4 protein-coding genes and 1 pseudogene are annotated in these 12984 nt (G+C 67.4%); 2 read left to right on the forward strand and 3 right to left on the reverse strand.

Annotated elements, in window-relative coordinates:
* The first annotated feature begins 215 nt into the window (after positions 1–215).
* The gene (locus tag ACZ462_RS15870) at positions 216–7601 is read left to right on the forward strand and encodes a ricin-type beta-trefoil lectin domain protein (protein WP_467807721.1); all 7386 of its coding nucleotides are present in this window, start codon (positions 216–218) and stop codon (positions 7599–7601) included.
* Positions 7602–7607: 6 nt separating this feature from the next.
* Complete coding sequence (locus ACZ462_RS15875; RefSeq protein WP_467807722.1) at positions 7608–8129, forward strand: DUF4259 domain-containing protein; 522 nt, start codon at positions 7608–7610, stop codon at positions 8127–8129.
* Between the two features lie 154 nt (positions 8130–8283).
* On the opposite strand, the pseudogene ACZ462_RS15880 reads toward ACZ462_RS15875, so the two are convergent.
* From ACZ462_RS15880 to ACZ462_RS15890, 3 genes and pseudogenes are all read right to left on the reverse strand, one after another.
* A pseudogene (locus ACZ462_RS15880) lies at positions 8284–9189 on the reverse strand (tyrosine-type recombinase/integrase); the annotation flags it as partial.
* Between the two features lie 219 nt (positions 9190–9408).
* Positions 9409–10530, reverse strand: a complete 1122-nt coding sequence (locus ACZ462_RS15885) for a methyltransferase domain-containing protein (RefSeq protein ID WP_467807723.1) — start codon at positions 10528–10530, stop codon at positions 9409–9411.
* Positions 10531–10912: 382 nt separating this feature from the next.
* On the reverse strand, positions 10913–12604 hold the full coding sequence (locus ACZ462_RS15890; protein WP_467807724.1) for a hypothetical protein: 1692 nt from the start codon (positions 12602–12604) through the stop codon (positions 10913–10915).
* Positions 12605–12984 lie beyond the last annotated feature (380 nt).

Below are 12984 nucleotides of genomic sequence, written 5' to 3' on the forward strand. Positions count from 1 at the left end.
CGCCGACATCTTCACCTCTCGCGCCAACCCTCTGACCAGCCACTTACTGCCGGTTCGCGCGGATTGCCCCAGGATGTACTCGAGGAAGTGATAAAGCCCACACCGATTATCGGAACCGTAGGTTTTCCGGCTCATCGGCCGCAGAATCAGCTGGCTCATTGTCAGTTTCCTGCCGACGCGTGCTATCGCCGCGGAGGCAGAGCGTGGGGGGTCACATGTCGCCGCTCTCGGCGAATTTCCGCCTGCCCGGAACCAGAAAGGCACGCGCGAGACGCGCGCGCCTCGCCGGGCGCACCGGCATCACACTTTCCGTGGTGCTGGTCGCATCTCTCCTGCCCGTCCAGGCCTGGGCGGCGCCACCGGGCGACCGCACCGGCGTCACCTTGCCCGGGCTCCAGAAGGACCTGAAGGCAGAACCCGACCAGGTCGCCGCCGCCCAACTCGACGGGTGGGGCGGAGACGCGCCGGAGGTGCTTGACCGGTATCGGCCGTCCGCGGTGATGCCGCCGGCCGGCGCCTCTGACAGCGTCACTCTGCCCCCTCCAGCCGGTGCCGAGTTCCTGCAGGTCGGTGCGCTTCCCGTCAGCATCGGCAAGACTGCGGGGACCGGCACTGCACCCTCAGGAACGTGGTCGGCCGTTATTGCGGACCGTACGGCGACCGAGGCAGCCAGCATCGACGGTGCCCTCATCAAGATCACACCGCCGGCCGACGCTGTGAATCCGGTCGACGTCGCACTGGACTACTCGAAGTTCGAAGACCTGTACGGCACGGAGTGGGCGTCGCGTCTGAAGCTGAGACAGTTCCCCGCCTGCTTCCTCGACACCCCACATCTTCCCGAGTGTTCTGTCTCCAAGGACGTTCCCAGCTCGAACCTTCCTGCTGACAAGAAGGTCATCGCGACCGTCGACCCGACGGTGACCCTCGCTCAGGGCGTGCAGACGATGACCGGTGGCGGTGGTCCGGTGGTGCTGGCCGCCTCAGACGGCGCGGCGGGCGCGGGCGGCACATACAAGGCCACGTCCCTCTCGCCCTCGGGCTCCTGGACCGCCGGCGGTAGTGGGGGCGGGTTCTCCTGGACGCACCCGCTGACGGTGCCGCCGGCCCCGGCCGGTCCCACCCCCTCCATCGCGTTCTCGTATTCCTCCCAGGCGGTCGACGGCAAGACATCTGTGACCAACGGGCAGGCGTCCTGGGTCGGTGACGGATGGGACTACAACCCGGGCTTCGTCGAACGCCGCTACCGGACCTGCTCCGACGACCTGAAGCCCACGCCCAGCAAGCCCAACAACGACAACGCCACCGACAAGAAGAAGGGCGACCTGTGCTGGGCCGGTGACAGCGTAGTCCTCTCCTTCGGTGGCGCCACGACCGAGCTCGTTCGTGACGCCGGCAGCGGGAAGTGGATCCCCGCATCCGACGACGGCTCCAGGGTCGAGCTCAAGACAGGCGCAGAGAACGGGGCCCGGGACGGCGAGTACTGGGTCGTCACCACCCGCGACGGCATGCGCTACCACTACGGGCGCCACAACGTGGGTACCCACGGAGACGGCACGTCGCCGCAGACCGTCACCGACTCCGTCTTCACCGTTCCGGTCTTCGGCAACCATCCCGGCGAGCCCTGCTACCAGACCGCCTACGCGAACTCCTCCTGCACCCAGGCCTGGCGATGGAACCTCGACTACGTCGAGGACGTCCACGGCAACGCCATGGTCATCGACTGGGCGAAGGAAGAGAACCGCTACGCCAAGAACGAGCAGTTCAAGGAGAAGGACCGCGCCAAGGTCGGATACATCCGCGGCGGCTACCCGGTCCGCATCCTCTACGGCCTGCGCGCCGACAACCTCGCCGGAGCCCCCGCGGGCCGCGTCGAGTTCAAGGCGGAGCAGCGGTGCTTCCCGGACAAGGACACCAACTGCGACGACGCCAAGTTCGGTACCAAGAACGCCACCGGATGGTGGGACACCCCCAGCTCCCTGCACTGCAAGATGGACGCCGGAGACTGCTACGTCTCCTCGCCGACCTTCTGGTCGCGTATGCGCCTGGACGCGGTCACAACCTACGGGCAGCGCACCGGGGGCTCCACAGTCCTCACCAAGGTCGACCAGTGGGCCCTGAAGCAGTCACTGCCCAAGCACCGCACCGACACCAGCCCACCCCTGTGGCTGGAGTCCATCACCCGTACCGGCTACGGCCCCGTGGACAGCACCGTCGGCGTCCAGCTGCCCGCGGTCTCCTTCAAGCCCAACGCAACCGACATGCCCAACCGTGTCGCCCGCCTGCCCAAGGACGGGAAGGAAGACGCAACACCGGACTTCGACCGGTTGCGAGTGGAATCGATCCTCACCGAGACCGGCGGAGAGATCCACGTCAACTACTCAGCCCCGTGCCCGACGGGCTCCAGCGTTCCCGATCCCGCGAAGAACACCACGCGCTGCTTCCCTGTCCGCTGGTCCGCTGATCCGGATCTGGCGCCGGAGAAGACGCCGATCGAGTACTTCAACAAGTACGTCGTCGACAGCGTGGTCGAGAAGGACCGCGTGGCACAGCAACCCGATGTGGCCACCGTCTACACCTACGAAGGCGCACCGGCCTGGGCCAAGGACGAGGACGAGTTCACCAAGCCGGAACTGCGTACCTACAGCCAGTGGCACGGCTACGCCAGCGTCCTCACCACGACCGGCGAAACAGCGAACGTGGGCACGCCCACCGCGACCGAGCAGTCCCAGACCCGCACCCGCTACTTCCGCGGGATGTCCACCCCCACGGCGAAGATCACCGTCAAGGACTCCACCGGAACCGAGGAGCTCGGCGAGGACCTGCGCCAATACCAGGGTCAGACCGCCGAGACCATCACCTACGCAAGAGCTGCCGGCACCGTCGACAACCGCCACCTGGTCTGGCCGTCGAGTACGGAGACGGGCAAGCGCACCAGAGCCGACGGCACCGAGCTGAAGGCATATCGCAAGGGCGTCGCGCGCACCGACGAGATCCAGTCGGTCAGCGGCGGCAAGTCCCGCATGGTGCGAACCCACAACACCTACGAAAGCACCCACGGCCTGCTCAAGTCCACGCAGACCGATGTCATGGAGAACAAGGGCACCGGCTGGGCCACCGTCGAGCAGTCCTGTACGAAGCCCACCTACGTCCACAACACCGCGAGCAACCTGATCGGCCTGCCGGCGGAAGTCCGCAAGACAACCGGTGACTGCACCGATGCCGGCACCGCGGCCGGTATCCTCCTCAGCGCGGCCCGCACGTCCTTCGACGCGGTGGACGCCTTCGGCACGGCGCCCACCAAGGGCCTCCCCTACCAGGTCGAAAGCCTCGACGCCGCGGGCACGGGCTGGACGCCCTCCGGCCGCACCGAGTACGACACTCTGGGCCGGGCGGTCAAGTCCTACGACGCGGCAGGCAACCCGTCGACCACCACCTTCGCCCCCGCCACCGGGCCGGCATTCACCGTCACCACGACCAACGCACTCGGCCACACGGTGACCACCAAGGTGGACCCTGCCCGCGGCAGCGTCCTGGAGGCCACCGATGCCAACGGCCGCAAGGTCACCACGGCGTACGACGAACTCGGCCGCAGCACCAAGGTCTGGACGCCCTCGCAGAAGCCCACCGACAAGCCGGCCTACACCTTCGAATACCAGATCGCCGAACTCAAGACCCCGGCCGTCACCACCCGTGCCCTGAAGGACAACGGCACCTACAGCACCTCCATCGCGATCTACGACGGTCTGCTGCGACCCCGCCAGACCCAGGCAGAGGGACTCGGCGGCGTACGCGTCATCACCGACACCCTGCACTCCGCGAACGGCACCGTCAGCCAGACCAACAACGGCTACCTCGCCGAAGGCGACCTGAGCACAGCCATCTTCGTCCCGGCATCGGTGACCGAGGTCCCCAACGCCACCCAGACGGCATACGACGGCCTCGGCCGCCCCGTACGCACCACCACTCTGGAGAAGGGCACCCCCCGGCAGTCCGACATCACGCAGTACGGCGGCGACTGGACCCTCACCCGCAGCGCCATCTCCCCCACCGGAAACAACCCGCTGCCCGGCAGCCGCGCAGTCAAGACCACCACTGACGCCCTGACTCGCACTACAGAGGTGGAGCACTACACCACCACCGACCTCAACCCCGCCACCAATCCCAACATCACGTCGAACAAGACCAGCTACAGCTACGACGCACGCGGAAAGCTCGCCAAGGTCACCGACCAAGCCGGCAACACCTGGACCTACACCTACGACTCCCGCGGCCGAATGACCTCATCCGACGACCCCGACATGGGCAAGTCGACCTTCACCTACAACAACCTCGACCAGCAGGTCTCGAGCACCGATTCCCGCGGCCTCGCCCAGTACACCAAGTACGACGTCCTGGGCCGCAAGACCGCGCTGCACGACGACTCCGAAACCGGACCGATCGTCGCCACGTGGACCTACGACACCCTGCCCGGAGCCAAGGGCCAGCCCGTCTCCTCCACCCGCAACTGGGGCACCGGCTCATACACCACGGAGGTCACCGGCTACGACAGCGAATACCGGCCCACCGGCACCAGGATCACCATCCCCGACCTGCCCAGCACCAAGGGCCTGGCCGGCAGCTACGCCTACAGCACCACCTACACCCCCACCGGCAAGGTCCAGTCGACCACGCTCCCCGCAACCGTCGGCGGCCTCGCCGCCGAGAAGCTGATCACCCGCTACAACGCCGACGGCATGGTGCAGACCATGTCCGGCCTGACCTGGTACACCGCCGACACCATCTACAGCCCCTTCGGCGAAGTGCTGCGCACCGCCAGCGGCAACGCACCCCACCGTGTGTGGAACACCAAGACGTACAACCCCCACACCGGCCGCATCACCAACGCCAGCAGCCACCGCGAGACGTACGACCCGAAAACGGCCACCCACCTCGTCTCCGCTCTCGCCTACACCTACGACACGGTCGGCAACCCGACTTCCATCACCGAAACCTACCCGGCAGTCAGCTCCCAACCGGTGCTCGAGACCGACCTGCGTACCGATCGCCAGTGCTTCACCTACGACGCTCTAGGACAGCTGACCAGAGCCTGGACGGGCAAGAGCGCAGGCTGCCCGACCAGCACCGCCGGACCGGCTCTCACCGAGGTGGGATCAGGGACGCCAGGCGACGCCTACTGGCAGGACTACCAGTTCGACGCGATCGGCAACCGCACCAAGCGCATCGACCACGACCTGACGAACTCCTCGCTCGACGACGAGACCACCTACACCTACGGCGTGCCGCTCGCCGGCGGGGCCCAGCCGGCCGTCACCAAGCAGCCCCATGCCCTGGCCCAGGTCAACAAGACCACCAGGACCCCCGCCTCCACCGTCAACTCACTGTCCACGTACACCTACGACGCAGCCGGCAACACCAAGACCCGGCGCATCGACGGCGACACCCAGACCCTGGATTGGGATCGCCGCAACAAGCTCACCTCCGCCACCAGCCCCGGCATCGGTGCCGCGGCGGTCACCGGGCTCGCCGGCAAGTGCCTCGACGTCGAGAACGGCAACACGGCAGAGGGCACTCCGGTCCAGCTCTTGTCCTGCACGGAGACCAAGCCCCAGCAGTGGCGCATCACCGGTGGCACCGTCCAGGCACTCGGCAAGTGCCTCACCGCCGAAGGAGGAGAAGCGCGCCTGAGAACCTGCGACGGCAGGCCCGAGCAGAAGTTCACCTACAACGCGTCCAACAAGGCCCTCTACACCGGTATCAACGGCTGCGTCACCGTCCCCAACGACAACGCCGCCGAGGGCAACGACCTCGACATCTACACCTGCGCCAGCCCTGCCCCGACCCCTGCCCAGCAGTGGAGCTTCAGCAACACCACCAACTACCTCTACGACGCATCCGGCAACCGGGTGATAGAGGAGACCGGCAGCGCCCGCACCCTCTACCTCGGCGAAACCGAGATCACCGTGAACACCGCGGGCCAGGCCATCGACGCCGTCCGCTACTACAGCAGCGCCGGCAGCCCGACCACCGTCCGCCGCACCAACGGCAAGACGACCGGCCACAGCCTCTCGGTCCTCTTGACCGACCACCACAACACGGCCACCACCAGCGTCGAGCAGGCCCCGGGCCAGCAGGACACCCGCCGCAAGTTCGACCCGTACGGCAACCCGCGCGGAGCCCAACCCTCCAACTGGCCGGACGACCGCACGTTCCTCGGCACGGGTGTGGACGACAACACCACCGCCCTCACCCACATCGGCGCCCGCGAATACGAGCCCTCGACCGGCCGTTTCATCTCCGTCGATCCGATCATCGACATCACCGACCCGCTCCAGATGAACGGCTACACCTACTCCGGCGGCAACCCCATCACCGGGTCGGACCCCTCAGGCCTGCGCAGCGAGGAATGCGGCACCCTCTACAACTGCAACGGCAACACCGTGATTACGGCGAAGAACTCGAGCCAGATCACCTACGTCAACGAACGCCGTCAACGCCGCTACTACCAGACCCTCACCCGCTACACCCACAAATCCACATGGCGCGAACTGCAGATTCGCAAGAACCAGGTTCGAGCCAAGCAGGACGAAGAAAGAAACAGGCGCGATCACAAACCCAGCGTTATTAATTTCGCAACGGGTGTTGGTCGTGGCATGGCGAGCGCGGACGCCATGCTCCCGCACGGCCCCCTAACAACCGCCCTCGGCATATCCGGCAGGGATCAATACAATTGGTCCCTCGGGCAGTTCGGAATCGAGGATGATGAGAATGCTCCGGAGTCGATAGCCGGCGAACTTCTCAGCCCCTCGCCATTCGGCGGCAAGATCGCAAGGGGAATCAAGGCCCTGCGCAGTGCGCTCAAAGGCTGCAACAGCTTCGTAGCCGGCACAGAGGTCCAACTGGCAAACGGCACCAGCAAGCCCATTGAGGAAGTGGTACAGGGAGACGAAGTCCTCGCCACGGACCCCGAAACAGGCGAAACAAAGCCCAAGAACGTAACGGCCACTATCTACACAAAGGATGACAAGAAGTACGTTGACGTCAGCGTCCAGACCGAGGACGGCGTCAAGACCATCACCACAACCGACCACCACCAGTTCTGGTCCGAGTCGGACCACGCGTGGAAGAACGCAGGAGACCTCAAGCCAGGCACAACTCTACGCACGGACGACGCCAAGTCCGCGGCCATCGTCCAGACGCGTACCTACCAGACCGTCAACGAGACCTACGACCTCACGGTCGCCGACTTCCACACGTACTATGTGCTGGCGGGATCCACGCCGGTCTTGGTTCACAATTGCAACAAGAATCAAGGCGTCTATATATTCGACGATAAGTCGAAGCCTGGCCACGTGTATATCGGCAAGACCAACAACTTTAACGTTCGACTGAACAAGCATGCAGACTTGGGCAGGCGAGACAAGGATGGGCCTGTCATTTGCATTCATGTGTGCGGAGATGACACGGCTCTGAGGATCCGAGAGCACATCATGAAGGTTCAGTTCGAAAAAATGGGCTTTAAGCTCAGTAGCGGCATTGAGGGGTTTGGTCGAAACCTCTACAACAAGCGCCAGGCGACTCAGCCTGAGCTCCCGTTCGAGTAGGGCGATATGGGGAAATGGGGATACGGGCCATTCGATAACGATGGCGCCGCGGACTTTGCTGGCGATTTGGATGCCACTCCGCCGTCTAGGCGAATTCGGGCGATCCGAGCTGCCCTTGCCTCGGTGGCGGGCGACGGCAGCCCGCATATCGATGGCGGTAGAGCAGAGCTGGCAATCGCTGCCGCTGCGTTGACAGTCCGAGGGGTTGAGGGCGGCGATGAATTTCAATCTGCGACGTGGGGGCCGAATGCGGAGATTCCGCAGATTCCGAAAGAGCTGGTACCCCTGGCGCTCGAAGCGATTTCTCGCCTGCTCACCACAAGCAATGACTTGCGGGATGACTGGAGCGTGGAGGAGGAAGGTGCTGAATGGCTTGCAATGCTCCGAAGGCTGAAAGCAGTGCTTGACAGAGAAAGTACTGCAGGGGTTCCCCTCTCCGCTCCAGGCGCCGAAGGTCAAAAGCAAGGCCCACAGAGAGCTAGACGAGCTGCGCATGAGGATGAATCCATCCAAGAAGGTCTTTGGTAATACCTTCAAGGTGGCTATCTGAAGGCGTGAGCCGTGACTTCGTCACGTCGTCTGATCATGGAGAATTCGATAGCCCGGCAAATGCGAGGGTCCCCTCCGCGCTTCTGCGCGGAGGGGACCCTCGGGTCGTTTGACGGCAACGGTGACGGCAACGTCAGCGGACGACGGCTGTGGCGGGTGGGTCGTCGGGGTCGTTGCCGGTGAGGCTGAGCGCGTTGCTGAGGGCGTCGATGGCTTGGCGCTGGAGTCCGAGTCGGACGTGGGCGTAGACGCCGGAAGTGACGCCGATGTGGGCGTGATCCCACAACTCCTTGATCACGACGAGGTCGATGCCCTGTTCGAGGAGCAGGGTGGCGGTCGAGTGGCGGAGGTCGTGGAAGCGGATGCGTCGGAGTCCGGCCCGGTTGAGGAAGCTGCGGAAGCGGCGGGTGAGGTTGGCAGGGTCGAGAGGCCGTCCGGTGGGCGTGGTGAATACGAGCCCGCTGTCGCTCCAGTGTGCTCCTGCTGTCTCTCGCTCCTGGTCTGCCATCCTCTGTGCTCCTTGAGGGAGTGGAGGCATTCGGTCGGGAGGGCGATGCGGCGTTCGGATGCCCGGGTCTTGGTGGGGAGATGTGTGAGGCCGCCCGTGCGGGTGCGCTGGAGTGAGCGGCGGATGCTGGCTGTTCCTGCGTTGAGGTCGAGGTCTTCCCAGCGGAGCCCGAGGAGTTCGCCTTTGCGGAGGCCGGTGCGGCGGGCGAGTTCGTAGAGTGCGTGGAGCCGGTCGGTGCGGGCTACGTCGAGGAACTGACGGGCCTCTGCCGTAGTGAGCGGATGGAAGCGCCTGGGCTGGTGCGTGGTGGTCTTGACGTTTCGGGCGACGTTGCGGGGCAGCTCGTCTTTAGGCGGCGGCGAGCTGACTTGAGCACCGAGTCACGGTCAAAGCGGAGAGCCGCTTCTGGCAGCACTCGCCGACCGCGCAGCACTTCTTCCGTTCGGTGTCCAGCCCCTGGGTGTAGCACTGGCAGGTGGTGCGGAGTCGGTCGAGGAAGGTACGGACGTCCTTGGCGGTGAGCCGGGAGAGGAAGGCCCCGGCACGAGGGACAGAAGACGAGAGCGCGTCCCATCCAGCGGGAGAGATCGGGGCGGGTCGTCAGGGCTCTGCTGTGAGCGAGCTGCTCGTCGCGAGAGGATGGGGCGGTGATCCGCCACGACCCCGAGATACATCTGTCTCGGCCGGACGGCCGCAGACCGTGGCGAAGAGGCATCATGGAGCGCCCCGCCTTCAGCTGCCGGCGGGATGTCATCCGGCGTATGGACCGTGGTCGGGGCTGCCTGCCCACACCGTCTGCGCGTGCTCTGTGACGGTCATCCCGAAGTCCCACTGCAGCGGGCGTCCACGCTCGCGCCACAGCCGGTACCCGGGGCGCAGGGCGTCCCACAGACCCTGCCCGTCGCCGAGGACGCAGATCAGGCCGCCGTGCGCCGGCTCGGCGCGCGCTGAGCGGCCGGCCGCGTCCCGCAGCTCCACGTGCGGCCCGGCACCGTTGCGGTCGACGGTCACGACGATGTGCGGGTGGGACACGCGCAGCGCGAACAGCAGGTGCCCGTCGAGGAGGTCGACGAACAGCTCTTCGTCGGTGGCCGCATCGTTGGCGTCGTCGAGGATGGATGCGGCCGGTGCCGGAGCGGCCTTGCGTGCGTTGCGGTCCTCCATGAACAGCGCCAGGCCCTGGAGCCAGCCGGTCGCGGACTGCCCGTCGTCGGCGACAGTGAGGGCGAAGTGCCCCATCCGCCCCCACGGAACCACCAGCCGCCCTCCGGGGCGCACCTGCTCGATCCACGCCCACGGCACGGTCTCGACCGCGTAGGTCGCGATCAGCCGGTCGTACGGGCCGGCATCCGGTACTCCGGCCGACCCGTCACCGGTGCGGACATCCACGTGAAGACCGGCCTGCTCCAGGCGCCGCGCGGCGGCCTCCGCCAGGCCCGCGTCGGCCTCCACCGACACCACCCGGCCGCCCGGTCCAGCACGGTGGGCGAGCAGGGCCGCGTTCCAGCCCGCCCCCGTGCCGAGCTCAAGCACCCTGTGCCCGGGCTCGACCACCAGCGAGTCCAGCATGTCGGCGACCACCGACGCGCACGACAGGCTCGAGGTGGCCAGGCCGCCGGTGACCTGGGTGACGGTCGACTCCTCCGGCCCGGGGTAGACGAGATCGGCCCAGCGCCCGGGCTGTGCCGACCGGTCGACCGGCACCCATCCGTGGCCGTCCCAGAACCACACGGTCTCCGGGGCGAACCGGTGCCGAGGCAGCTCCGTCATGGCGCGGCGAACCCAGGGGCTGTCCGCGTCCGGCCACAGGCCCCGCTTCTCCATGGTCTCGTCCATCCGGTCCAGACCGGATTCCAGCGCGCCGCCGCTCATGATCATTTCCGGCGCTTGCCGGATCCCGACCCCGGGTTTGGGACCTGGCCGTCGCTGTTTCCGGGCGGTGGCGTCCCGCCGGACAGCGGCGGGTCCTCCCGGCGATGCTGCCCGGACCCGCCGCCCTCGCTCTTGCCGTCCTTGCCCGCCATGCCGGTCCCCTCGTCGATCCGCGCTGGTGCCCGCAGACCGTAGCGGGGATGCACCATGCCAGCCAGGGCGCGATCCGGCCTGTCAGGAGGCTGGATCCAGCCGGGCCGCAAAGGAGTGCGTACCCCAACCCGACAGGGGAACGTCCGTCGGCGCGCGCACTGGTGTAAGCGCCCGCGCCTGGATCGGGGTTGCCGACCAATCAAGGGCCTCCCCTCCTCGACGCCGCACGCTAGGAGCCGTACTCGGCGTCCTCCCCCTCATAGGGTTCGTGGACCGGGAACTCGTGGCGCCGCCGCCGCTGCTCGTCACCGCTCAGAGCCACGATCCGGTGAACGGGCACCCGGAGGGGCGGGTGGGACCCGAGCGGCGAGAACACCAGCCGCTGCTCCTCGCTGTCCCATGCCCGCACCGTCCCGTACAGGGTGTGCAGGCTGAGGTCCGTCCTGGGCCCGCATTCGACATCGAGAAGGAGCGTCCACTCGGTCAGATCGATTCCGGCAAGGTCGACGATGGCTGCTTCGGCCGTACCGCCGGCGGTGTCGTCCGGTACCCAGCTCCACCGGCCGGACACCAGCGCGTTGTACCGGGCGTAGGAGTCCCCCCGCTCGCGGCCGCCCGGATCGGGCAGACGCCGGGCCGCGCGAGCGGCCCGGACCGCTGCCGACGGCTCGGGATGGTCCCCGTCGTCCGCCGTGTCCGGCTCGAGATACGGGAAGGCCGCACGCAGGAGCCCCTGGACTTCACCACCAACGGACGCTCCCTCGGCGCCCTCCGGGCCGACCACGACCCGTCCCCGGCTGCCGCGGGTGTGCTCCTCCGCGTGACGCGCGGCGAACGTGGGGACTGCCAGCACCACGGCATACTGCGGGCCGATCTGCTGACCGTACTCGCTGCGCTGCGCGCCGTTGGGCACAGCCTGACCCAGCTGCTCGTATTGGGACAGGTACGCGAGTTCGGCATCACGCTGGGACGTCAGAGGCCAGCCCGTCACCATCAGAAGCCGCCGCTCCTGCCCTGCCTCGCGATCACCGCGCGCCGAGGCCAGCGCCCGCCCGAGACGTTCGCAGCAGTCGGCAGCGTACTGCCGCCACAGGTACCGGAACGCGGCATCAGCCCAGTCCGCGGGGGAGCCGAAGCCGGACGCCGAGGTGTGCGCGGGTGCCCGCAGCAGGGAAACGTCCCGTACCCGGGCCTTCCCCCACTCCTTGTCCAGACAGCCCACAACCAGCGCCAGCGTCCGCGCCGCGTCCGCACCCTCCTCCTGGGCAGCGCTCCACGTCCTGCGCACCGCCGCCCACGCATCGAACCTCACACGCCAGGAAGCCCCTTCCACCGTCTGGGCAAGCCTGGCCGCCTCCTGCTGCAGATCACCTTCCTCGGCGACCGCATCGCAGGCCGCGCTCACGGCGGCCGCGCCACGGGCCGCCGGCGCCGCCTGCCGGTAGGCGGCCAGCTCCGCCTCCGACCGCTCCACCACCGTCGCCCACACCTTCGCCATCCCCTCCGCCGCAGGCCCGACCGTGACGTCCCCGGTCCACGGCTCCAGCAGCGCGCGGACCGCCCGGTCCTCGTGGCGCGCCGCAGCAGCCAGCGCACGGGCATAGCCGCTCCAGGTCCGGTGCCCGCCACGTGACTGGGCCAGCTTCTGCACGACGCGGTCGGCCTCCACCACTACTGCCGCCGCCCTCCACAGGGCCTCCTGCTCCGGCGGCACAACCACCCGGTGTACGCAGTGCTTGCACACGTCGCCCAGGATGTTCAGCAGCGTGGTCCGAGAGCCGTGGGAGCCTGCATACCGGCAGTGGGCGCGCCAGCCCTTCTCCGTTGTGGGGACGTGCCACTTGCTCCCGCCCCGCGCGAGAGGAACAGCAACGTCCTCCAGCACATCGAGCGACACCCCCGCACGCTTCAGCTCCTCCACGCGCAATACCGGAAGCCCATTGCGGTTCCGTCGCCCCATCGCCCCACCTCTCGCCTTGCAGACCGTGAAACCATGGCACGCGCCAGGCCGCGGCCGCGACTGCTTCCCACGCAAGCGGGTCCGGAAGTCGTGGGGAGGGGGATCCGGTGCGGCTGCCGCAGACGTGCTTCCGGCCGGGCGGCCACATGCCGGAGACTGTGCGGATGTCGTGAATCCGCAGATCAACAGATTTGCAGCCCGCAGTCTACGTGCGAGCTTTGCCGCTTTCGGCGCAGTGGACACCGTCCCCGAGCGGAGCCGTGGCCTGCCACGGAGCCGTCGGTGCCTCAGCGGGCGCGGCAGGGCAGGCTCCGCGCCTGCCGGTCTTGGTCGCGAGGGGC

The sequence above is a fragment of the Streptomyces sp. NPDC031121 genome, assembly GCF_055570615.1.